The organism is Burkholderia sp. AcTa6-5, assembly GCF_017815075.1.
Lineage (GTDB): Bacteria > Pseudomonadota > Gammaproteobacteria > Burkholderiales > Burkholderiaceae > Burkholderia > Burkholderia sola.
In genome coordinates, this window is record NZ_JAGIQE010000004.1 from 95703 (window position 1) to 117919 (window position 22217).

Annotated in this window: 26 protein-coding genes; 11 read left to right on the forward strand and 15 right to left on the reverse strand. The window is 68.1% G+C overall.

The window, feature by feature from the left end; genetic code table 11:
• Nucleotides 1-69 precede the first annotated feature (69 nt).
• Nucleotides 70-579, reverse strand: a complete 510-nt coding sequence (locus J8I33_RS07365) for a GNAT family N-acetyltransferase (protein WP_124556609.1) — start codon at nucleotides 577-579, stop codon at nucleotides 70-72.
• 267 nt (nucleotides 580-846) lie between these two features.
• Complete coding sequence (locus tag J8I33_RS07370) at nucleotides 847-1491, reverse strand: glycine zipper 2TM domain-containing protein (RefSeq protein ID WP_209934235.1); 645 nt, start codon at nucleotides 1489-1491, stop codon at nucleotides 847-849.
• Between the two features lie 460 nt (nucleotides 1492-1951).
• On the opposite strand from J8I33_RS07370, the gene J8I33_RS07375 reads away from it, so the two are divergent.
• Genes J8I33_RS07375 through J8I33_RS07385 form a run of 3 tightly spaced genes read left to right on the forward strand, consistent with a single transcriptional unit; the run spans nucleotide 1952 to nucleotide 4916 of the window.
• The gene (locus J8I33_RS07375; protein ID WP_209934236.1) at nucleotides 1952-3151 is read left to right on the forward strand and encodes an amidohydrolase family protein; all 1200 of its coding nucleotides are present in this window, start codon (nucleotides 1952-1954) and stop codon (nucleotides 3149-3151) included.
• 49 nt (nucleotides 3152-3200) lie between these two features.
• Nucleotides 3201-4385 carry an amidohydrolase family protein gene (locus J8I33_RS07380; RefSeq protein WP_209934239.1) on the forward strand — a complete coding sequence of 395 codons (1185 nt, stop codon included), beginning with the start codon at nucleotides 3201-3203 and terminating at the stop codon, nucleotides 4383-4385.
• A gap of 54 nt (nucleotides 4386-4439) precedes the next feature.
• Nucleotides 4440-4916 carry a nuclear transport factor 2 family protein gene (locus J8I33_RS07385; RefSeq protein ID WP_209924989.1) on the forward strand — a complete coding sequence of 159 codons (477 nt, stop codon included), beginning with the start codon at nucleotides 4440-4442 and terminating at the stop codon, nucleotides 4914-4916.
• Nucleotides 4917-4972: 56 nt separating this feature from the next.
• On the opposite strand, the gene J8I33_RS07390 is transcribed toward J8I33_RS07385, so the two are convergent.
• Both J8I33_RS07390 and J8I33_RS07395 read right to left on the reverse strand, forming a co-directional pair.
• On the reverse strand, nucleotides 4973-5836 hold the full coding sequence (locus J8I33_RS07390) for a LysR family transcriptional regulator (protein WP_050013410.1): 864 nt from the start codon (nucleotides 5834-5836) through the stop codon (nucleotides 4973-4975).
• 170 nt (nucleotides 5837-6006) lie between these two features.
• Nucleotides 6007-6342 carry a nucleotidyl transferase AbiEii/AbiGii toxin family protein gene (locus tag J8I33_RS07395; RefSeq protein ID WP_245171603.1) on the reverse strand — a complete coding sequence of 112 codons (336 nt, stop codon included), beginning with the start codon at nucleotides 6340-6342 and terminating at the stop codon, nucleotides 6007-6009.
• Nucleotides 6343-6862: 520 nt separating this feature from the next.
• Between J8I33_RS07395 and J8I33_RS07400 the strand changes: the two genes are divergently transcribed.
• Both J8I33_RS07400 and J8I33_RS07405 read left to right on the forward strand, forming a co-directional pair.
• Nucleotides 6863-7666: an ABC transporter substrate-binding protein gene (locus tag J8I33_RS07400; protein WP_050013409.1), complete on the forward strand. Its 804-nt coding sequence runs from the start codon at nucleotides 6863-6865 to the stop codon at nucleotides 7664-7666.
• A 31-nt stretch (nucleotides 7667-7697) separates the two neighbouring features.
• Entirely contained in the window at nucleotides 7698-8546 is an 849-nt protein-coding gene (locus tag J8I33_RS07405; RefSeq protein ID WP_124556555.1) for a phytanoyl-CoA dioxygenase family protein, read from the forward strand.
• Nucleotides 8547-8628: 82 nt separating this feature from the next.
• Here the strand turns inward: J8I33_RS07405 and hutC are convergent, their stop codons facing one another.
• Both hutC and J8I33_RS07415 read right to left on the reverse strand, forming a co-directional pair.
• The gene (gene hutC / locus J8I33_RS07410; RefSeq protein ID WP_124556554.1) at nucleotides 8629-9366 is read right to left on the reverse strand and encodes a histidine utilization repressor; all 738 of its coding nucleotides are present in this window, start codon (nucleotides 9364-9366) and stop codon (nucleotides 8629-8631) included.
• Between the two features lie 31 nt (nucleotides 9367-9397).
• A complete protein-coding gene (locus tag J8I33_RS07415; protein ID WP_050013406.1) occupies nucleotides 9398-9940 on the reverse strand; it encodes an XRE family transcriptional regulator in 543 nt (180 codons plus the stop codon).
• A 134-nt stretch (nucleotides 9941-10074) separates the two neighbouring features.
• Between J8I33_RS07415 and J8I33_RS07420 the strand changes: the two genes are divergently transcribed.
• Genes J8I33_RS07420 through J8I33_RS07430 form a run of 3 tightly spaced genes read left to right on the forward strand, consistent with a single transcriptional unit; the run spans nucleotide 10075 to nucleotide 12505 of the window.
• Nucleotides 10075-10857: an aldolase gene (locus J8I33_RS07420; RefSeq protein WP_209924991.1), complete on the forward strand. Its 783-nt coding sequence runs from the start codon at nucleotides 10075-10077 to the stop codon at nucleotides 10855-10857.
• 50 nt (nucleotides 10858-10907) lie between these two features.
• Nucleotides 10908-11804 carry a dihydrodipicolinate synthase family protein gene (locus J8I33_RS07425; protein ID WP_089489902.1) on the forward strand — a complete coding sequence of 299 codons (897 nt, stop codon included), beginning with the start codon at nucleotides 10908-10910 and terminating at the stop codon, nucleotides 11802-11804.
• A complete protein-coding gene (locus J8I33_RS07430; protein WP_209934243.1) occupies nucleotides 11801-12505 on the forward strand; it encodes an MOSC domain-containing protein in 705 nt (234 codons plus the stop codon). The genes J8I33_RS07425 and J8I33_RS07430 overlap by 4 nt, the downstream gene beginning before the upstream one ends.
• Before the next feature lie 17 nt (nucleotides 12506-12522).
• Here J8I33_RS07430 and J8I33_RS07435 read toward each other — a convergent pair whose 3' ends face one another.
• Nucleotides 12523-13284 (reverse strand): SDR family oxidoreductase, encoded by a 762-nt coding sequence (locus tag J8I33_RS07435; RefSeq protein WP_209924993.1) that lies wholly within the window; start codon nucleotides 13282-13284, stop codon nucleotides 12523-12525.
• Nucleotides 13285-13690: 406 nt separating this feature from the next.
• Between J8I33_RS07435 and J8I33_RS07440 the strand changes: the two genes are divergently transcribed.
• On the forward strand, nucleotides 13691-14401 hold the full coding sequence (locus J8I33_RS07440; protein WP_209924994.1) for a YceH family protein: 711 nt from the start codon (nucleotides 13691-13693) through the stop codon (nucleotides 14399-14401).
• 99 nt (nucleotides 14402-14500) lie between these two features.
• Here the strand turns inward: J8I33_RS07440 and J8I33_RS07445 are convergent, their stop codons facing one another.
• Nucleotides 14501-14923 carry a hypothetical protein gene (locus tag J8I33_RS07445; protein WP_124556551.1) on the reverse strand — a complete coding sequence of 141 codons (423 nt, stop codon included), beginning with the start codon at nucleotides 14921-14923 and terminating at the stop codon, nucleotides 14501-14503.
• Nucleotides 14924-14951: 28 nt separating this feature from the next.
• Entirely contained in the window at nucleotides 14952-15506 is a 555-nt protein-coding gene (locus J8I33_RS07450; RefSeq protein WP_124594819.1) for a hypothetical protein, read from the reverse strand.
• Nucleotides 15507-15789: 283 nt separating this feature from the next.
• On the opposite strand from J8I33_RS07450, the gene J8I33_RS07455 reads away from it, so the two are divergent.
• Both J8I33_RS07455 and J8I33_RS07460 read left to right on the forward strand, forming a co-directional pair.
• Entirely contained in the window at nucleotides 15790-16920 is a 1131-nt protein-coding gene (locus tag J8I33_RS07455; protein WP_050013399.1) for a 3-deoxy-7-phosphoheptulonate synthase, read from the forward strand.
• A 408-nt stretch (nucleotides 16921-17328) separates the two neighbouring features.
• Nucleotides 17329-17757 (forward strand): PRC-barrel domain-containing protein, encoded by a 429-nt coding sequence (locus J8I33_RS07460; RefSeq protein WP_050013398.1) that lies wholly within the window; start codon nucleotides 17329-17331, stop codon nucleotides 17755-17757.
• A 56-nt stretch (nucleotides 17758-17813) separates the two neighbouring features.
• On the opposite strand, the gene J8I33_RS07465 is transcribed toward J8I33_RS07460, so the two are convergent.
• The 6 genes from J8I33_RS07465 to J8I33_RS07490 form a co-directional block, all read right to left on the reverse strand.
• Nucleotides 17814-18566: an SDR family oxidoreductase gene (locus tag J8I33_RS07465; RefSeq protein ID WP_209934246.1), complete on the reverse strand. Its 753-nt coding sequence runs from the start codon at nucleotides 18564-18566 to the stop codon at nucleotides 17814-17816.
• A 40-nt stretch (nucleotides 18567-18606) separates the two neighbouring features.
• A complete protein-coding gene (locus J8I33_RS07470) occupies nucleotides 18607-19122 on the reverse strand; it encodes an Ohr family peroxiredoxin (protein ID WP_124594817.1) in 516 nt (171 codons plus the stop codon).
• A gap of 25 nt (nucleotides 19123-19147) precedes the next feature.
• Complete coding sequence (locus J8I33_RS07475; RefSeq protein ID WP_209924996.1) at nucleotides 19148-19903, reverse strand: SDR family oxidoreductase; 756 nt, start codon at nucleotides 19901-19903, stop codon at nucleotides 19148-19150.
• A 205-nt stretch (nucleotides 19904-20108) separates the two neighbouring features.
• Nucleotides 20109-21113, reverse strand: coding sequence for a LysR family transcriptional regulator (locus tag J8I33_RS07480; protein ID WP_050013394.1), 1005 nt, complete (start codon nucleotides 21111-21113; stop codon nucleotides 20109-20111).
• A 110-nt stretch (nucleotides 21114-21223) separates the two neighbouring features.
• On the reverse strand, nucleotides 21224-21625 hold the full coding sequence (locus tag J8I33_RS07485) for a cupin domain-containing protein (RefSeq protein WP_050013393.1): 402 nt from the start codon (nucleotides 21623-21625) through the stop codon (nucleotides 21224-21226).
• Between the two features lie 75 nt (nucleotides 21626-21700).
• The gene (locus J8I33_RS07490; RefSeq protein ID WP_050013392.1) at nucleotides 21701-22180 is read right to left on the reverse strand and encodes a carboxymuconolactone decarboxylase family protein; all 480 of its coding nucleotides are present in this window, start codon (nucleotides 22178-22180) and stop codon (nucleotides 21701-21703) included.
• Nucleotides 22181-22217: the final 37 nt, after the last annotated feature.

Sequence of the window (22217 nt, forward strand, 5' to 3'; positions counted from 1 at the left end):
TGAGGCGACGCGCCACGACGTTCGCGTGCGGCCGATCGATACCTGCACGCGAACACGAATACGAATACGCTACGCCAGCGTCTTCACCATGTAGTGCTCGTCGTAGAAGCGGCCATCGACGCACATCGAGCGCGGCTCCGTGCCGAACCGCACGAATCCCTGCGACGCATACAGCCGCTCCGCGGCGTGGTTGACTTCGTTCACGCACAGCATCAGCTGGCTGCATCCCCACGCGTTCGCCGCATGCGCGGTCGCGCGGTCGAGCAGCGCCTGCGCGACGCGTTGCCCGCGATACGCGGCGTCGACGTACACGCCCCAGATCGTCGCCTTGTGCGCGATCTTCGTGCGCGCATCGCGGCGTACGCCGGTGATGCCGACGAGCGTGCCGCCGTCGAACGCGCCGAACACGGCCTGTGCCTGCGTCGGCGTGAGGCGTTTCGCGAATTCGTCGACCGGCACCTGCGACTCTTCGTCGAGCGTCGGCAGGAAAGACGTCGGGGCGGTGTCGACCGCGCGCAGGCGGACGGTCTGGAACTGCGCCGCGTCGGCGGCGTCAAGCAGGCGGATCGTGATCGTCATCGGCGGCATTCCGGTTGAGGGGCGTGCATGCCGGCGCGCCGCTGCGGCGGTCGCGGGGATGCATCGTCCTAATCCTAATAGGAATTCGGATGCCGCGTGGCGATGCGCGGTGCGTCGCACGGGCGTGAACGAGAAGACACTGATGGCGGCGTGTCGTACCGCGATCAAGGAGGGTGCGCGTCAAGCGCATGCGCGGTCGCGCCGGTCTGGCGCACGACGTCGAACAGGCGACGTGCGCGCGATCGACTCACGCGCACGCCACGGGAATCAATAGCGCGACAGTTGATTGCCGTTGATCTGCACGCGGTCGCCCGGACGCAGGTTGCCCGGCGACTGCACGTCGAACGAGCGCATCGAGCCGTCGCTAACCTGCACGTCGATCCGGTAGCTGCTTGGGCCTTGCGCGGCGCCCATCTGCTGGCCGATCTGGTTGCCGGCCACCGCGCCGCCGAGCGCGCCGATCACGGTCGCCGCATCGCGGCCGTGACCGCGGCCGAACTGGTTGCCCACCAGCCCGCCGACCAGCGCACCGACGACGGTGCCGGCGATGCCCGACGGAGCGACCGAGCCGTTGACCGGCTGGATGTTCGACACGGTGCCGTACTGCGTGCCGTAGCCGTTGCCGTACGGGGTCGCGTATTGCTGTTGCGGGTTGCCGTACTGGTCATACGGCTGCGAGCCGTATTGATCGTACGGTTGCGGCGCCTGGTTCGGATACGCCGGTTGCTGCTGCACGTAGCCCGGCTGCGAATACGTGGGCTGCGCATAGCCGGGCGTCGCGTATTGCTGCTGCTGCGGATAGCCCGGCTGCGCGCCGTAGTAGCCCGGCGCGACGCAGGCGGTGAGCGGAAGCGCCGCCACGGCGACGAGCGAGGCGAACAGAACGGTCTTCGTGGAAGGCATGCGCATCATGATGTTTCCTGCATCGGCAACGTGTCCGCCGCTGGATTCCCGTCAGGGTGGCGAACTCGGCGTGAGTATAAGGAATGGCCGGATGCGCGTCCGGTGCGGCCGGGTAACAACGTGTAAAGTCTGTTGCCGCGTAAATCGCCGGTGGGGTGGGGCGTCGAAGGGGCGGCCGGCAACGGCGCGACGCGGTTTCCCGGCGCACGCGTGCGGGCGCTGCACCCCCGCGCGGCCGCCGACATTCCAGCCGCTTCCACGGCCAACGACACCCGTCTCCGCGTTCGGTCCGCCGGCCATGCGCGCCACACATCGCGAAATCGAATGCGCGGCATCGCGACTTTTAATTGGCCTCGCGCAGCGGCGTCCGATATCGTGGCCGGATTCCCTGCCAACGGTCGCGCCGCGCCGGCCGCGGTTCCTCCCCTGTCCGCGCCGGTGTCGCGCCGCGACCGCCCCAATCGAAGCCATGACCGAACGATTCTTCATCAACGCCCGCGACGCCAGCGGCCAACCCGTCAATCTCGTCGTCCGCGACGGCCGCTTCGCCGCGATCGGCGCCGATTGCACCGCCGCGCCCGGCGCGCAGACGATCGACCTCGACGGCCGCGTCGTGCTGCCTGGTTTCGTCGACGGCCACATCCATCTCGACAAGAGCTTCGTCGGCGATCGCTGGGTGCCGCACGAACCGGTCGGCTCGCTGCGCGAGCGGCTCGCGGTCGAGAAGCGCCAGCTCGCGGCCGCGCCGCCGATCGTCGAGCGCGCGAACGCGCTGATCGCGCAGGCCGCCGCGTTCGGCACGATCGCGATGCGCAGCCACGTCGACGTCGATGCGACGACGGGGCTGTCGAACCTGCACGCCGTGATGGCCGCGCGAGAACAGTGGCGCGGGATCGTCGACATCGAACTGGTCGCGTTTCCGCAGGCCGGCGTGATCACGTGCCCGGGCACCGCCGAGATCCTCGATGCGGCGGTGCGCGAAGGCGCGGACGTGGTCGGCGGAATCGACCCGACGACGCTCGACGGCGATGCGGACGGCCAGCTCGACATCGTGTTCGGCATCGCCGAGAAGCGCGGCGCGAAAATCGACATCCACCTGCACGAGCCGGGCGAAACGGGCATCGCGCAATTGCTGCGGATCGCGGCGCGCACGCGCGCGGCCGGGCTCGGCGGACGCGTGAACGTGAGCCATGCGTACGCGCTCGGCCAGGTGAGCGCCGACGACGTGCAGCGCACCGCCGCGGTGCTGGCCGACGCCGGCGTATCGATCCTGACGAATGCACCGGGCGACTGCGCGTTCCCGCCGGTGCAACGGCTGCGCGACGCGGGCGTGCACGTGTTCGCGGGCAACGACAACATCCGCGACGCGTGGTGGCCGTACGGCAACGGCGACATGTTGCAGCGCGCGATGATGGTCGGCTACCGGTCGGGCTTCTACACCGACGAAGCGCTCGGCATCGCACTCGACATGGCGACGCACGCCGGCGCGCGCGTGATCGGCAAGGAAAACTACGGAATCGCGGTCGGCTGCGACGCGAGCTTCGTCGCGGTGCGTGCGCCGAACGCGGCAGCGGCCGTCGCGGGCGTGCCGGCCGAACGCTGGGTATTCCGCCGCGGCGAAAGCGATCAGGGCGCACCGCTCGCGCCGTCGCTGCGCTTCACGCGCTGATCCGCCCGACCCGCGGCACCTTGCACCGACCGACCCGACCGGAACCGACATGACGAACCTGCTGATCCGCAATGTCCGCACGAACGCCGACGCCGCGCTCGATATCCTGATCGAAGGCGATCGCATCGCGCGCGTCGGCCCGTCGCTCGACGCGCCCGCCGGCTGCGCGATCGAGGACGGCGCGCTCGCGTTGGCGCTGCCCGGCCTCGTCGAAGGCCACACCCACCTCGACAAGACCCATTGGGGGATGCCGTGGTATCGCAACGCGGTCGGACCGCGCCTCGTCGACCGTATCGAGAACGAACGCCGCTATCGCGCGACGAGCGGCCATGACGCGGGCGCCGCGTCGCTCGCGCTGGCGCGCGCGTTCCTCGCGGCCGGCACGACGCGCATCCGCACGCACGTCGACGTCGATACCGAAGCCGGGCTGCGCCATCTGCACGGCGTCCTCGCGACGCGAGAGACGCTGCGCGGGCAGGTCGAGATCCAGATCGTCGCGTTTCCGCAGTCGGGCGTGCTCAAGCGGCCGGGCACCGATGCGTTGCTATCCGACGCGCTCGACGCCGGCGCCGACCTGCTCGGCGGGCTCGATCCGTGCGCGATCGAAGGCGATCCGGTCGAGGCGGTGGACGTGCTGTTCGCGATCGCCGAACGCCACGGCCGCGGACTCGACATCCATCTGCACGAGCGCGGGTCGATGGGCGCGTACTCGCTCGACCTGATCCTGCAGCGCACCGCGACGCACGGCATGCAGGGGAGGGTCACGATCAGCCATGGCTTTTGTCTCGGCGATCTCGCCGAGCGCGAGCGCGATGCGCTGCTCGCGCGGATGGCCGAGCTCGGCGTGGGCATCGTCACGACCGCGCCGGCCGCGGTGCCGGTGCCGCCGGTGGCCGCGTGCCGCGCGGCGGGCGTGACCGTGATCGGCGGCAACGACGGCGTGCGCGACACGTGGACGCCGTACGGTTCGCCCGACATGCTCGAACGCGCGATGCTGATCGGCATGCGCAACGATTTCCGCCGAGACGATGCGCTCGAAGTCGCGCTCGACTGCGTGACGCACGGCGCGGCGCGCGGCTGCGGTTTCGCGGATTACGGGCTGCAGCCCGGCAGCCGCGCGGATGTCGTGCTCGTCGATGCGCTGACGTTCGCGGAGGCCGTCGTCGCGCGGCCGGTGCGGCGTCTCGTCGTATCGTCCGGGAAGATCGTCGCGCGTCATGGCGCGCTGGTCTGAGCGCCGCGTCGCCCCGGTATGATCCGGTTTTCAACCGGATGTCGGGAGACGACGATGCGACGCACGACCGCGGCACGGGCCGCACGATGGATGGCGGCGGCCCTGTTCGCCGTGAGCGCCGCGCATGCGGTGGCGACCGGCTCGGCCGACGACGCGCAGCAGGAAGCCAACCGGCGCACGGTGCTCGCGTTCTACGAGAAAGGCTTGAACGAGAAGGATGCGGACGCCGCGCTCGCGTATGTCGGCGATCGCTACGTGCAGCACAACCCGAACGCGGCCGACGGGCGTGACGGTTTCCGCAAGTTCGTCGCGTTTCTGCGCGACAAATATCCGCAGTCGCACAGCGAGATCAAACGTTCGTTCGTCGACGGCGACTACGTGATCCTGCACGTGCACGCGGTGCGCGAACCGGGCACGCGCGGCAGCGCGATCACGGATATCTTCCGGCTCGAGCACGGCAAGATCGTCGAACACTGGGACGTCAACCAGCCGGTGCCCGAGCAGGCGGCGAACGGCAACACGATGTTCTGACACGTGTGGCGCGCGGCGCCCCCCTGCGCGCCGCTCCCGTTCGAAATCCGCTTCGCCTACCGCCCTTCGAGTTCCAGCATCGCCGCGAGCGTCTTCGTCAGCGCGCGGACCATCGGGTCGGCCGTCGGCCGATGCAGGATCGCGATGTCCATATGCTCGATCGGCGCGAAGCCCTGCTTCGCGGTCAGCACCACATGCTCGTCCGTCACCACGCGCGCGGGCAGTACGCTGATGCCGAGCCCGTCTGCGACCGCCGCCTGGATGCCGCTCAGGCTCGACGTCGTGAAGCTGATCCGCCAGCGGCGGCCGCGCTCCTCGATCGCCTTGATCATGTCGTCGCGGTAGAGTCCGCGCGGCGGGAACACGACGATCGGCACCGGGTCGAGATCGATCGACGGATGCTTCGCGCTGTCGATCCAGCGCAGCTTCTCCGGCCAGCGCACGACGGCCTCGCGGCTGTCGCGCCGCTGCTTGATCAGCACGAGGTCGAGTTCGCCGCGATCGTACGCGGCGCTGATGTCGCGGCTCAGCCCGCACGTCACTTCGAGCTTCACCTGCGGATGCTCGCGCTTGAACGCCGCGAGCGCGTGCGTCGTGCGGCCCGCCGCGAAATCGTCGGGCACGCCGAGCCGGATCGTCAGCGCGACCGTCGCGCCCGACAGCGCCTCCAGCATCTCGTCGTTCAGCGCGAGCATGCGTCGCGCATAACTGAGCACCGTCACGCCCGCATCGGTCGGCCGCACGTCGCGCGCGCCGCGGTCGAGCAGGCGGTGGCCGGCGATTTCCTCGAGCCGGCGCACCTTCTGGCTGACCGTCGACTGCGTCGAATGCAGGCGCGCGGACGCCGTCGTGAAACTGCCGCAGTCGGCGACCATCACCAGCGCACGCAGCAGGTCGATGTCGAACAGGGGTCTATTCATTTATGCACTTCTAGGGATTCGGGCATTTCATTTTCAAATGCGTGCGACGACTTTTAACATGGCAGGGCAGCGCGGGCAATCGCGGTTTCGCCGGAGTTGGGCGGGTGTTTTGCGGGGTTGGGAGGTGCTTGACGACTTCCTGTGGATGACGTTCGCGGGCGCGGTAGGGATCAGCGGCGGCGCGATTTGGGTTCAGGCGTGCCGCCGGGGAGTTTTCGCAGGAATGCGTCGGCGAGTTGAACGCAATAGTCGAACGACGGCGTGTAGCCGAGTGTCCGGATGTCGTCGAACCGCGGTTGTACGAAGGCGCGATGCTCGTTGAGCAGACGCAGAAACGTGTCGCGATGCCGAACGAGGAACGCACCGGCTTCCATCAAGCTTTCCGGCTCCCGCTCGATGACCAGGCACAGATCGAACAGGTCCCGCGCAGTCGGACGATCGCCGCGGTGCCGCATTTTCTTGGCGACGATTTCCGCGGAAGTCTCGACCTTGACGACACGATCCATCAGCGTCCGTTCGTCGTAGCCGGGAGACGTCAGATTCCGGGAGACCCACGAAGTCGATTTCGCCGTCGGGCAGCATCAGCTTTACGAACCCGGCGTGTGCCTCATCATTCGGCGTGATGTCGGACGCGGCATCGCTGATGCGGGGATTCACGTCGAAAAATTCCATCGCAGTATAGGGCGCGTTGCCAGTAGATTCGACGGAACCGCGGGAAACACCTCGCGGTGGTGGCCGGTGTCCGGAAAACGCATTCTGGGTCAGGTGCGGATCGCGCAGGGTAGACATCCGAAATTTCCCGGAAAATCTCTCACTGGAGCGTCACCCGCGTCCCCGGCTTCGATCTTTTATTAATCCGCCGCCCTCCCGCATTTCCCTGCTTGTGCTCAAAAATCAAGCGGTCTAGCCTGCATGGCAGTTTCACCGAAGTCCCTCGTCTTTCGCGCCCCGCGCCGGCACCCCGTCGCATCGCCCCAAACCGAACGCCGGCATCGCCCGCCGCGTCGAGACTTTCAAGGACCCGCCATGAACCGCACCGCAAAGCTCCTCGTCACCGCGCTGGCGTTCGCACCGCTCGTATCGTTCGCGCAGGACGCGTCGACGATCCGCTGGGGCATCGACCCCACGTATCCGCCGTTCGAGGCGAAGCAGCCCGACGGCTCGCTGGCCGGCTTCGACATCGACCTGCGCAACGCGATCTGCGAGCAACTGCATGCGAAGTGCGTGTGGGTCGAACAGAGCTTCGATGGGATGATCCCGGCGCTGCGTGCACGCAAGTTCGACGTGATCATGTCCGCGATGACGGCCACCGACGAGCGGCTCAAGCAGATCGACTTCTCGAACAAGCTGTATGCGTCGCCGGGCGCGCTCGTCGCGCCGGTCGGCTCGAAGCTGCTGCCGAATGCCGCGTCGCTCGCCGGCAAGCGCGTCGGGATCGACCAGGGCACGACGCAGGAGGCGTACGCGAAGGCCGAATGGGCGACCAAGGGCGTGACGATCGTGTCGTACCAGAATCAGGACCAGGTGTATCAGGATCTGGTGAACGGCCGGCTCGATGCGACGTTCCAGGACAAGACCCAGGCCGGCTACTCGTTCCTGAAGACGCCGCGCGGCAAGGGTTACGCGTTCGCGGGCCCGGACGTGACCGACGCGCGGATCACCGGACACGGCGTGGCGATGGGCATACGCAAGGGCGACGGCGACATGAAGAAGCGGCTGAACGACGCGATCGTCGCGATCCGTGCGAACGGCACGTACCAGAAGATCGCCGCGAAATACTTCGACTTCGACATCTACGGCGCAAAGCAGCAACTGACTTCGGCGCCGTGATCCCGTGACTCATCCCATCGACAGGCACACCATGACGAGTATCCAGGATCGCGTCGCGCAAGCCGTGACGCCCGAACTGATCGCCGCGTTCCGCGACGAAGGCGCGGTCTGCATCAAGGGCATCTTTTCGCCGGACGAAGTGGCCGCGCTGCAGGCCGGCATCGACGCGAACCTCGCGCAGCCGAGCGAACGCGCGAAGGTCGCGAGCCGGCCCGACGATCCGGGCTGGTTCTTCGAGGATTTCTGCAACTGGCAGCACAACGACGCGTATCGCGACTTCATCGTGCGCTCGCCGGCGCCGTCGGTCGCCGCCGCGCTGATGGGCACGGACACCGTGCGGCTGCATCACGACCACCTGCTCGTGAAGGAGCCCGGCACGCGGCAGCGCACGCCGTGGCACCAGGACCAGCCGTACTACGACATCGAAGGCGACGACAACGTCAGCATGTGGATTCCGGTCGATCCGGTGCCGCTCGAATCGACGCTGGAATTCGTCGCGGGTTCGCATCGCGGGCCGTGGCTGATGCCGCGCACGTTCATGGACAAGGAGGCGAAGTGGTTTCCGGAAGGCAGCCTCGCCGACCTGCCCGACATCGAAGCCGACCGCGCGGCCTTCCCGATCCGTCGCTGGGCGCTCGAACCGGGCGACATGGTGTGCTTCCGGATGCTCACGCTGCATGCGTCGGGCGGCACGCAGAACCGCCGGCGCGCGTTTTCGATCCGCTTCGTCGGCGACGATATCCGTCACGCGCCGCGCCGCTGGAAAACGTCGCCCCATTTCCCCGGGCTCGCGGAACAACTGCCGGACGGTGCGCCGCTCGATCACCCGCTGTTTCCGGTCGTGTGGTCGCGCGATGCGGGGCAGGTCGGCGCGATCTGACTCTGGCGCGTCGAGGTAACGAACCCGGCGGCGGTTCCAGGGACGAAACGGCCGTCGTGCGTTGGGCGCGTGCGACGAAGGATCAGGTCGGGTGGCGCCCCGCGCCCGGTTTGAAGCGCGAGCCGAGCCGGTAGCGGTTGCCCGGATGCAGGAAGTGCACGAACGTGACGGGCAGCCCGTCCGTCCACGTGCGGCGCGTGAGCGTCAGGCACGGCTCGTCGGCGCGCATGTCGAGCAGCCGCGCCTGCTCGCCGGTCGGTAGCGACGCGTCGACGACGTGCTCGATTTCCAGTTCGTGGTGCGACACGTTGTTGTACAGGTACTCGGACGGCGGCTCGGTCTGGAAATCCTGATCGATGAAGCCGGGCGCGGCGGCCGGGTTCACGTAGCGATCCTCGAGCTGGATCGGGCGGCCGTTCTCCTCGTGCACGCACACCACGTGAAAGACCGGCGTGTTGACCGGCAGGCCGAACGCGGCCGCGACGTCGAACGACGCGGGCTCGCGCGACTGGCTGAGCACGCGGCAGCGGTACTCGTGGCCGCGCGCGCGGATCTCGTCGCGGATATGCGCGATCATCAGCAGGTTCGACTGCGGCTTCACCTCGGCGACGAAGGTGCCGACGCCCGCGATGCGCTTGAGCACGCCTTCCTCGGTCAGCTCGCGCAGCGCGCGGTTGACCGTCATGCGCGCAACGCCGAACTGCGCGGCGAGATCGAGCTCGGACGGGATGCGGTCGCCGGGGCGCCAGTCGCCGGACTCGACGTGCTGGCGAACGAGCGTCTTGATCTGCTGGAACGGTGCGGTGGCCTTGGTGACCATCGGAAGATCCTTGCGCGAAGAAGTGACGAGGCTAGTCGTCGTGGCTGACGATGACCAGGATCTCCGCCTGCGCGGCGCCGAGGCTGCGCGTGCGGTGCGGGATGAGTGCGTTGAAATAGACTGAATCGCCGGTCCTGAGTTGCACCGTCTCGTTCGGAAATTCGATTTCGACGCGCCCCTTGTGCACGAACAGGAATTCCTCGCCTTCGTGTTCGCGGAACGTCGACGCGACGAATTCGTGGGGCGGATGCACGACGAACGGCAGCATCTTCTTCGGCGCGACGCCCGCCGCGATGCTCTCGAAGCGGTGCGCGTGACTATCGGCTGCCGCGCCCATCGCGGTGCGCTCGCCGGCGCGCGTGACCGTGATCAGCTCGCGGTTGCTGCTTTCCGAGAACAGCTGCTCGACGTCGACGTTCAGCGCCTTCGACAGCTTCAGCGCGACCGCGATCGACGGCACGCTCAGGCCGCGCTCGACCTTCGACAGGTAGCTCTTGGTGAGGCCGGTCTCGTCGGCCAGCACGTCGAGCGTCCAGCCCTTCTGTTTTCTGAGCAGCTTCAGGCGAATCGTCATGGGGCGCCAGGTGTCCTTCGAAAAACCGATTGTAACGCATGACACAAAGTGTCATTCGGTGTATCGTGTGTCACGCACGCCGGAAAAAACGGCCGCGGACGGCGCGGCAGACCCGGTTCATTCAGGAGGCGAACATGGCGGAAACGCTGAATTTGACGAAGGAAGCGCTGGTCGCGCTGGCGGAGCGGCGGCTTGAAAACGAAGTGGGCGACAGCGGCTGGTCTGCGCGACAAAAGCTCGCGCTGACGTGCCGGATCCTGTTCGACGCCGGCCACGACTCGGGCCTGGCCGGGCAGATCACCTGCCGCGCGGATGCGGCCGGCACGTACTACACGCAGCGGCTCGGGCTCGGTTTCGACGAAATTTCGGCCGCGAACCTGCTGCGCGTCAACGAGGATCTCGACGTCGTCGATGGCGAAGGCATTCCGAACCCGGCCAATCGGTTCCATACGTGGATCTATCGCGAGCGCCCGGACGTGAACTGCATCATCCATACGCATCCGGCGCATGTCGCGGCGCTGTCGATGCTCGAACAGCCGCTGGTCGTGTCGCACATGGACACCTGCCCGCTGTACGACGATTGCGCGTTCCTGAAGGACTGGCCGGGCGTGCCGGTCGGCAACGAGGAGGGCGAGATCATCTCGAGGGCGCTGGGCAGCAAGCGCGCGATCCTGCTGTCGCATCACGGCCAGCTGGTGGTCGGCAAGACGATCGAGGAGGCGTGCGTCCTCGCGCTGCTGATCGAACGCGCGGCGAAGCTGCAACTGCTCGCGATGTCGGCCGGCGAGATCAAACCGGTGCCGCCGGCGCTGGCGCGCGAAGCGCACGACTGGATCTCGAAGCCGAAGCGCGATGCGGTGACGTTCGACTACTACGCACGCCGTGCGTTGCGTACGCATCGGGATTGCGTCGCTTGAGCGCGTGCGCCGTTTCGATCTCTTCACACAATCATTGAGGAATACCCATCGTGTCCATCCTGCTGAAAGGCATCATTGCCTACCCGGTCACGCCGTTCTCCGCCGCCGGCGACGTCGACCTGAAAGCGCTCGATGCGCTGATCGAACGCCTGATCGCCGACGGCGTTCACGCGATCGCGCCGCTGGGCAGTACCGGCGAAAGCGCATACCTGTCCGATGCCGAATGGGAGGCCGCCGCCACCGCGTCGATTCGCGCGGTGCGCCGGCGCGTGCCGACCGTCGTCGGGATTTCCGATCTCACCACGGCGGGCGCGGTGCGCCGCGCCCGCTACGCCGAACAGGCCGGCGCCGATGCGGTGATGGTGCTGCCGGTGTCGTACTGGAAGCTCGGCAACGACGAGATCGTCGCGCACTATCGCGCGATCGGCGACGCGATCGGCATCCCGATCATGCTGTACAACAACCCGGCGACGAGCGGCGTCGACATGTCGCCCGACCTGATCGCGACGATCTGCCGGGCCGTCGACAACGTGACGATGGTCAAGGAAAGCACCGGCGACATCGGCCGGATGCACCGGCTCGCGCAGTTGAGCGACGGGACGATTCCGTTCTACAACGGCAGCAATCCGATGGCGCTCGCCGCGCTGGCCGCGGGCGCGTCCGGATGGTGCACGGCCGCGCCGAACCTGAATGCCGCGTTGCCGCTCGCGTTGTTCGACGCGATGCGTACGGGCGATCTCGCGCGCGCCAGATCGGTTTTTCACGCGCAGTTGCCGTTGCTGCAGTTCATCGTCAACGGCGGGTTGCCGGTGACGGTGAAGGCCGGGCTGAGGCTGCGCGGTTTCGACGCCGGCGAACCGAGGCGGCCGCTGCTGCCGCTCGGCGACGCACGCACGCGCGAACTCGAGCGCCTGCTGGCGGCGCTGCCGGAGGTTGCCGCGGCATGAGCGACGACGCGCGGCCGGCGATCGCGGCCGTCATCGACGCGGTGCGGATCGGCGCGAGCCGGCCGCTCGCCGGCACGCCGCACGCGAGCGCGATCGACAAGCAGCCGGTCGATGCGCGCCGCTGGTTGGGTGCGCTCGGCTTTGCCGGCGACGAGCAGGCCGATGCGCGGCATCACGGCGGCCCCGACAAGGCCGTTCATCACTATGCGCACGATCACTATGCGTGGTGGGCCGGGCAGATCGGCGCGCGCGACGTGCTCGCCCGGCCGGGCGCGTTCGGCGAGAACCTGTCGACGCGCGGCATCACCGAGCGCGACGTGTGTCTCGGCGACGTGTTCACGCTGGGCGGCGCGGTGCTGCAGGTGTCGCAGTCGCGGCAGCCGGGCTCGAAGCTCAACGCGCGTTTCGATCATCCGAGGATGGCGGCGCTCGTGCAGCAAAGCGGCCGGACCGGCTGGTACTACCGCGTGCTGCAGGAAGGCTGGGTGGCGGCGGGCGACGTGCTGGCGCTGCATGCGCGCCACTACCCGCAATGGCCGTTGTCGGCGGTGCTCGACGTGCTGTATCGACGCACGCTCGACATGGCCGCGCTCGACGCGCTGTGCGACGTGCCGCTGCTGCCGCCCGGCTGGCGCAAGATGCTCGAGAAGCGCCGCACGGAGCGGCAGGTCGAGGACTGGACGAAGCGGCTCGAAGGATGACGGGCCGCGTCCGATGCTTACTTCGTCGGCAGGTTGCGCACGTCGGCCGTCGGCTCGTTACCGAATGCGTCGCTCAGCACATAGCCGATCAGCTGTCGGGCGGTGGCCTCGGGCGTGGCGAGCGCGCCGCTCGCCTTCAACTCGTCGAATTTCTCGCGCATCGGGAAATTGTTTTGGTCGGTCGCGCGGATCGTGGCCTGCATGCCCGTATCGACGACACCCGGCGCGACGCTGCAGATCCGCAGTGCGCCGTTCGCGTCGAGCGCGACGGCGCGCGCATGGTGATCGAGCGCGGCCTTGGTCGCGCAGTAGATGCTCCAGCCCGCATACGCGTTGCGCGCCGCGCCGCTCGACAGGTGCGCGATCCGGCATTCGGTCGCGGCCGACGCGGCTTGCACGAGCGCGGCCGACAGCATCAGCGGCGCGGCGACGTTCAGGCCGACCGCGCGGGCGACGATCGTCGGGTCCTGCACGGCGAGCGGGCCGATCGGATCGACGACGCCCGCGTTGTTGAACAGCAGCACGAGCGACGCGCCGTCCACGAAGCGGCACAGCGTGTCGCCGGCCAGCCAGGCCGCGACGGCCGTGGAATCCGACAGGTCGAGTTCGACTTCGGCGAAGCGCTCGCCGGCCTGCGACGCGAGCGACGGATGGCGGCTGCGCGACACGCCGAGCACGGCGATGCCTTCCTGCAGCAGTTGTTCGGCGAGCGCCGCGCCGACGCCGCGCGTGTGTCCGGTGACGATGGCGCGCACGGGTGCGGGAGAAGATGCAGTCATGGTGGTGAACCGGTGAGGGGTGAACGGTAGTGGCGAGCGGCGCGCACGCACGGCGGCAGTGAATTCGGGGCGAGTGATGCGTGGTATCGACGAGCGAAGACGGTCGCGCGCGGCGCGCTCGATATCGGGATGAGCGCCTATCGTAGCGCCGGCATGGGCATCGCGCAAACGCGGGGGCGTGCGCGAAGGCCGAATCTGCGGCGCTGCGGCCCACGCATCGTCGCATTGCACCGCGCGCGATCGGCCGCGCCGCTACGTCGGACGAAAGCATGCCGCGGCACGTGCGCGCGCTGGTGCGATGAGCGGCGCCGGGCCGCTCGCCGCGGGCTATCATATGGCTCGCCCGTGCGATGCCGCGCGGGCCGCGATCGTTTCCCTTCACCTGCTGCACGCCGCGACGCTACTCATGAACACCACGCCGGATACGCCCACGCCCCGCGCCCTTCGCGAACTCACGCCCCTCGAGGCCCGCATTCTCGGCGTGCTCGTCGAGAAACAGCACACGGTGCCGGATACCTACCCGCTGTCGCTGAACGCGCTGACCGCGGGCTGCAACCAGAAAACCGCGCGCGCGCCGGTGATGAACGTCAGCGAGGACGAAGTCACGACCGCGCTCGACGGGCTGAAGCACCTGAGCCTCGTGATGGAAGGCAGCAGCAGCCGCGTGCCGCGTTTCGAGCACAACATGAACCGCGTGCTCGGCATCCCGAGCCAGGCGATCGCGCTGCTGACGATCCTGTTGCTGCGCGGCCCGCAGACGGCCGCCGAGCTGCGCCTGAACAGCGCGCGCCTGCACGGCTTCGCGGATATCTCGTCGGTCGAGGCGTTCCTCGACGAACTCGCGGCGCGCACGCAGCCCCTCGTCGTCCGGCTGCCGCGTGCACCGGGTGCGCGCGAGAACCGCTGGATGCACCTGATGTGCGGCGAAGTGAACACGGCCGACTTCGCGAGCGCGGATGCCGGCGGTGGCGCGGATTCGGTGCCGCCTTCCGAATTCGAGGCACTGAAGGCCGAGCAGAAGCGCCTCGCGGACGAAGTGGCGCGACTCAATGCGCTGGTTCAGCGGATGGCGAGCGAACTCGGTATCGACGTCGACGCGCCGGGCGACGCGGGCTGACAGACGCCCAAGGCACCTGAAACGGAGTGACACCGGCGCACACGCGCTCACGCGCGCGCCGGGTGACGAACGCGCTCCGCAACCCTGCCCGAAGCCGCATTACCAGCGGCACCCCGCCTTCGCGGACGCATCGACGTCCTGCGCCCACGCGAAATCCGTTTGCTTGCCGGTGCGTGCGTTGCGGTACGTCATCGAATAGACGATCGCGCCCTGGCTCGTCATCTCGTACTCGCCGTTGATCTTGCCGTCGACCATTTCCCACCACGTGGTCGTGAACTGGTACGGCCGGCCCTCCGCCAGTTCTTCGTGATCCTCGTGCTTGAACAGCAGCGGGATCGCCGTCTTCGACTTCGCATACCGGACGACACCGCCTTGCCACTTGGCCACGTCGTCGTAGTACGTGCGCAATTCGAAGCGCACGGGTTTGTCTCCGCTCGTCTGAAAACACAGCACTTCGGTACTGACTTCCGCCGACGCGGGCAACGCGATGCACACCAGCAACGCCGCGAATGTTTTTTTCATGTTCGTCTGTCCGTCATGGAAAAGCGCTTCAACCGACACTGATTCGCGTGGCGCCCGCATCGACGAGCCGGAACAGCAGGTCCTCGACCGCCGCGCCCGGTGCCGAGCCGAGATCCGCGTTGACGCGCCATCCGTGCTCGGTGTTCGCCGGTTCCGACAGATAGTGAACGATGCCGTGCAGGCCGTCTTCGGCCGGCATGCTTTCGTCGTCGGCGTCGAACCACGCGAAGAACCAGGTCTTGAACACCTCGGTGGCCGCGGCTTCGTCGAGACCGTCGGCTTCGATCGTCGCCCAGTCCCACACGAACGGATGGATCGATACGGCTACCGTTTCGAGCTCGAACGCGAACGGCTCGAAATCGAGTTGCGTGGTCGAATCGACCATCGCCGGCTGGCCAGCCGATTCGCCTTCGCCGTGAATGGTGTCGGCCCGGCATGGCAGCGCGAGCGGGCCTTCGGTGGCGAGCGTGCCGTCGGCTTTCCGGTAGGCCGGCTCGACGACGGCGGCCGGTTGCGTGGCCGCTTGCGCGAGCAGGTCGGCGTAGGGTTGGCGGATGGCGCTGAGGAGGTCGGATACGGTCATCGTGGCGTGTCGGGCAAGGGGTGAACGATCGGTCGCAGGCAGGCGGCGCATGGTGCCGCCGGTGTCGAGCGAGGGGCCGCATCGGCAGCGGACAGCCACGATCGTACGGCACCGCGGTGACACGCGACCACTCGGCCGAATGGCCGGCGGACCGCGATCGCCGTCACGTCGCGACCCGTCGTGTCGATTTCGGTCGACTTCCCCGCAACCCGCTATCGTTCCGCACGGGTGCCATAATCGAGCCTGCCCATCATTCCAGACAGATGTCCCCCGGAGAATCACCATGCAGAACCTCGACAATCCTTCCCACGATCGCGAGGTAGGCAGCGCCGACGCGACGCAGGACACCACCCGCATCGACGACGTCCGCATCGGCGCGGTGCGTCCGCTGATTTCGCCCGCGCTGCTGCTCGACGAGCTGCCGGTGCCGGCCGCGACGCAGACGCTCGTCGAGGATACGCGCCGCGCGATCGGCGACATCCTGCACGGCCGCGACGACCGGCTGCTGCTCGTCGTCGGCCCGTGCTCGATCCACGATCACGACCAGGCGCTCGATTATGCGCGCCGCCTGAAGGCCGCCGCCGACGCGCTGAAGGACGACCTGCTGATCACGATGCGCGTGTACTTCGAGAAGCCGCGCACGACGGTCGGCTGGAAGGGGTACATCAACGATCCGCGCCTCGACGGCAGCTTCCGCATCAACGAAGGGCTGCGCGCCGCGCGGCAACTGCTGCTCGACATCAACGCGCTGGGCCTGCCGGCGTCGACCGAATTCCTCGACCTGCTGAGCCCGCAGTACATCGCCGACCTGATCGCGTGGGGCGCGATCGGCGCGCGCACGACCGAGAGCCAGAGCCATCGTCAGCTCGCGTCGGGGCTGAGCTGCCCGATCGGCTTCAAGAACGGCACCGACGGCGGCGTGCAGGTCGCGTCGGACGCGATCGTCGCCGCGGCCGCGAGCCATGCGTTCATGGGGATGACGAAGATGGGGATGGCCGCGATCTTCGAGACGCGCGGCAACGACGACGCGCACGTGATCCTGCGCGGCGGCAAGAACGGCCCGAATTACGATGCGGAGCACGTCGAAGCGAGCTGCGCGGTGCTGCGCAAGGCCGGCTTGCGCGAGCAGGTGATGGTCGACTGCTCGCATGCGAACTCGAACAAGTCGCACGAGCGGCAGATCGAGGTCGCGCAGGATCTCGCGCGGCAGTTGGGGCAGGGCGAGCACCGGATCGTCGGCGTGATGGTGGAGAGCCATCTCGAGGCGGGCAGGCAGGACCTGAAGCCGGGCGTGCCGCTGCAATACGGCGTGTCGATCACCGATGCGTGCCTGAGCTGGACGCAGACGGAGCCGGTGCTCGACGTGCTGGCGGAGGCGGTGCGGCATCGCCGGGTGTATGCGCGGAATGCGTGATGCTGCGCGGCGGCGCGGCGCCCGCCGCGTGATTCGATGTGTTCGATACGCCGCGAAGATCGGGCGCTCGTCCGTGAGATTGCGCTAATCGACGGGTCACGGCGCCATTTTCCGCGCCGCGCGCGCCGTCTGTTTGCACGAATCTTGATCCTGATCCGTTCCGCCCCGCTTGCCACGTTGCACGCTCAACGCACGATCCGGCGAATCCCGCTACCATGAAAGACGTGTTGCTCGCTGCAGTCCGGCCACGCACACACGCAGTGGCGGTGCGGCCGGCCGTCACGCGACCGACGAAGCGCGGGGCGGCCATCCGCGGGGCGGCCATCCGCGGGCGCTCACCGATCAGCCATTGCGCCCGCGTCGCTTCGTTCCCGGAATCCACAACAACCGAACCGGAGTGCATCACACATGAAGTTCTACAAGACCCTCCTCGCAGCAACCGTCCTCGCGTCGAGCATCAGCGCGCATGCGCAGATCGCGGGCGCGCAGCCGATCAGCGTGACCGTCGAGCAATCGCAGGCGCTGCTCGAAGGCTGGAGCGTGAAGAAAAGCGTGCTCGGCAAGACCGTGTACAACGACGAGAACCAGAAAGTCGGCAAGGTGCGCGACCTGATCGTCGCGCCGGACGGCTCGGTGTCGGCCGCGATCGTGTCGGCAGGCGGCTTCCTCGGCGTGGCCGCGCACGACGTCGCGGTGCCGATCGCGTCGCTCGACGTGCGCAACGGCAACATCTACCTGCCGGGTGCGACCAAGGAAGCGCTGAAGGCCACGCCGGCGTTCCAGTACGCGAAGGTGCCGTCGGCACCGAAGCCGAAGAAGGTCGACGAAAAGCACTGATTTGCCGTACCGCGCGGCACGCGTCGTACGTCGCGTGCCGCGCGTCCTTGCGACGGTCAGGTTGCGTCGAGTCCGCCGTCGACCGTGACCACCTGACCTGTCATCCATGCCGCCTGCGGCGACGCGAGCGACACGATCCAGTTCGCGACGTCCGCGGGCTCGCCGCGCCGGCCAAGCGGAATGCGCGTGCGCTCCTGCGCCTTGATTGCTTCGATGTCGGGTGCCGACAGCTTCATCCGTTCGGACAGGAAGTCCGTTTCCGTCGGGCCCGCCGCGACGGCGTTCACGCGTACGCCCGCCGATGCGAGCTCGAGCGCCCAGCAGCGCGTCAGATGCTCGAGCGCGGCCTTGCTCGCTGCATAGTGCGACAACAGCGCCGCGGCCTTGTGTCCGAACGTGCTCGACACGTTGACAATGCTGCCGCGGGCTGCTTTCAGATGCGGCAGCGCGGCGGTCGCGAGCATCGACGGTCCGAGCGTATTGACGCGGAAGATCGCGCTGATCGCGTCGAAGGTCGCCGACTCGAGCGGCAGGATCGCCCCCGCGCCCGCATTGTTGACCAGCACGTCGAACCGCCCCGCCAGTGCGACCGTTGCGTCGATCGTGCGCGTGGCGTCGGCCGGATCGCCGGCATCCGCGACCACGTAGTCGATGCCCGGCGCGCTGCGCGCGGCGGCGGAAAGCGCCTCTTCGCGGCGGCCCGTGATGACGACGCGCGCCCCTTCGCGTGCGAACGCGACGGCCGCCGCCCGCCCGATGCCGGCACCGCCGCCGGTAATGAGGACCACCTTGTTGTCGAATGACTGCATGACTTTCTCGTGAAGATGATGGGTTGAACGTGCGTGCCGTTTAGCGTTCGTGCGCATCGTCCGCCGGCGCCAGCGCCACCACGTGGCTGATTCCCTCATGCGCCATCTTCGTGTAAGGACTGAAACGCTCCGTATTGCGGACGAGCTCTTCCGCCACGACGCGTTCGACGCCCGGCAGCCGCACGCGAATGTTCGCGTTCAGCATGAACAGCCCGTCCATCGGATCGCGGCAGAAGTCGATCGACGCGGACACCGATGCACCGGCGATCGACACCCCCGCCCGTGCAGCCAGCAGGCTCAGCGCGCCGTGAAAACACGCCGCATAGCTCGCGGCGAACAGTTGCTCCGGGTTCGGGCCGTCGCCGAGCCCGCCGAGCGCGGACGGCAGGCGCAGCTCGACATCGAGCCGCCCGTCGTCGGAACGCGCGACGCCCGATGCGCGGCCGTGCTCCGCCGCGCCGCCGGTGACGGTCACCGTCGTCGAGTACAGCGTCTGCGGTTCTCGTCCGCGATACCGGTCGAGCAGCGATAGCGGCGGCGGGCGCAGCGGCGTCATGGTGTGCGTGATCCGGCCGAGGCGCTCAGCGCGCGGGCTGGTTCTGGCGGAACCACGCGTCGAAGGTCGTCGCGCCGAACCGCGCACCGGCTGCCGGCACGAGCGTGTCGTCCTGCAGCACCGCGCCGAAGTAGTCGGCGCTGGCGTCGCGCGTCACCGTGCGCGCGTCGTGCGTCGCCGACAGGAAACGCTCGACCAGATCGGCGATCCGCACGCGCTCGGGGCCGCCGATCTCGGCGATGCCGTTGCGCGGCGCGTCGAGCGCGAAGTCGGTCACGGCGGCCGCGACGTCGTCCGATGCGATCGGCTGGAAGTGCGCGGTGGTCAACCGGACCGTGTCGCCCTGCGCGCCGGCCTGCGCGATCGCGCCGACGAATTCGAAGAACTGCGTCGAGCGCACGATCGTGTACGGCACGCCGGCTTCGCGGATCAGGTTCTCCTGGATGATCTTGCCGCGGAAATACGCGCTCTGCTGCAGCCGGTCGGTGCCGACCACCGACAGCGCGACGTGATGGCGTACGCCGGCCGCGCGCTCCGCGGCGAACAGGTTGCGCCCCGACGCCTCGAAGAACGCCTTCACGGCCGCTTCCTCGAACGACGGCGAATTCGCGAGATCGACGACGACCTCCGCGCCGGCCAGCGCGGCGTCCAGCCCCGCGCCCGTGATCGTATCGACGCCCGTCGACGGCGCGGCCGCCACCGCGTCGTGGCCGCGTGCGATCAGGTTCCTGACGACCTTGCTGCCGATCAGGCCGGTACCACCAATCACGACGATTTTCACGATTGCTCTCCTTGAACGGGCGCGCGACATGCGCGCCGCATGAATCTGCCGAAGCCGGCGCCCATCGCGTTCGCGCGATCGGGCCGGTACGTTGCCGAACGGCGCAGCGCCGTATTCGCGTGCCTGTCGAACAGCCCGCATCGTAGGCATGCGCCGCGCGATCCGGTAGAGGCCGACAAGCCCTCACCATGTTGCCGGGAATGCATCAATCGACCGTCTCCAGCGGCGCCAGCGTCGTCATCGTGGTCAGGCACTGCAGATCGCGCGCCCGCGTCTGTTCGATCATGTAGTCGATGAACACGCGGATGCGCGTGGGCAGATGCTTGCGGCTCAGGTAGCAGAGATAGTGGCCGCCGTCGTCCGGCGCGTGCTGGCCGAGACAGCTCAGCAGCCGGCCGTCGGCGAGCAGGTCGCACACCTGGTACGCGGGCAGTTGCGCGATGCCGAGCCCGTCGAGCGCCGCGTGCACGACGAGATCGATGTCGTTGAACGTGTGATGCGCGGCGATCTGGCGCTGCTGCGTCGCCCCGTCGATCCTGAATTCCCATTCCGTCACGCGGCCCGATGCGGTGCGCAGGTTGATGCAGCGATGCCGCTCGAGATCGTCGACGTGGCGCGGCAAGCCGTGCCGGTGCGCGTACGACGGCGACGCGCAGACGATCATCTGCATCGGAATCAGCCGGCGCGCGACGATCGCGCTGTCCTCCATGCGGCCGTCGCGAAACGCGACGTCGATGCGGTCGGCGGAGAAATCGACGGGCCTGTCGTTCAACAGCAGTTCGAGCGTGATGTCCGGATACCGCGCATGGAAGTCGCGCAGCAGCGGCGCGATGACCTTGCGACCGAAGCCCGGCGTCGCGCCGATGCGCAGGTGTCCGCTCGGCGGCCCGCTGCGCAGCTCGCGCATGTCCTCGAGCGCCTGCGCCAGATGCTCGATGCCGGGCCGGCAGTTTTCGTAGAAGAGTTCGCCTTCGCGCGTCAGCGACATGCTGCGGGTCGTGCGCTGGAACAGGCGGGCGTCGAGCCGATCCTCGAGCCGTTGCACGTGGCGGCTGACCGACGAGCGGCCGACGCCGAGGCGATCGGCGGCGCGTGCGAAGCTGCCTTCCGTGACAACGGCCAGGAAGGTGACGACGCCGGCGTAGCAGGTCGAGAAGCTGCGTGCGAAAGGGTCGTCGGCGTCGGGGCGGCGGATGGAGGTGTCGGGCATGGAGGCGCTGGAATCGTGGTGTCCGTATGCGACTAGACGGTTCAGCGCTGCCGCCTGTGACACCGCCCGCCGCATTTTTTCAAAAAAGGGCGCGGCGGCGTGCGGGCCGGCTATTTCTCCGGCACGAGCACGGGTGCACCCTTGTCCTTCAACAGCAGCACGATGAACTTCGCGGGCCGCGTCCGGCTCGCATTGCGTCCGACCGTGTGCAGATCGTTCGGGCCCTCGTAGAAGGTCTGGCCCGGCTTCAGCGTGACGGGCTCGCCGCCCTTCACCTGCATCACGATCGAGCCCTCGACGACATAGACGAAGGCCTCGGCGTGGTGACGGTGGACCGGGTCGACCGCGCCGGGCGGATATTCGACCGAGATCATCAGGGCTTCCTTGCCCGGATACGCGTCGAGCGGCTTCGTCATCAACGGGGTGACGATGGCCGAAGGCGCCGCGTGGACAGCGCCGGTGGTCGAGGCGGCGACGAGCGCGGCCGCGATGGCATGTTTCAGGCGAATCATCGGATGGATTCCAGTGAAGCCGCCGGCCGGCAGCCGGCGGCGAAGAAGGGAGCGGCCCGTAGCCGGGCGCGGGCGTCAGGCGAGATTGGCCTTGTCGAGGCCGTAAGCCTTGTCGGCCGAGCCCGGAGCGGTGCGGAACGCCACGTTCGCGCGGTTCCAGCCGTTGATCGCCATCACTTCGAACGTCAGGTCCGACAATTCCTTTTCGGAGAACTGGCCGCGCACGCGATCGTAGACGTCGTCGGGCACGCCGTGCTCGGGGAGTTTCGTCAGTACTTCGGTCCAGGCCAGCGCAGCCCGCTCGCGCGGCGAGAACAGCGTCGATTCGCGCCACGTCGCGAGATGGTGAAGGCGCAACTCGCGCTCGCCGTGCAGGCGAGCCTCCTTCACGTGCATGTCGAGGCAGAATGCGCAGCCGTTGAGTTGCGACGCGCGTGCGGACACGAGGTCACGGATCGATTCCTCGATCGCGCTGCCGCGCAGCAGGTTGCTGAGTTCGAGGAATTGCCGGAACAGTTCCGGCGATTGATGCATGTAGTTGAGACGCTGCGTCATGATTTCTCCTGGCGACGAAGAGGCTGGCCCGCGTTGC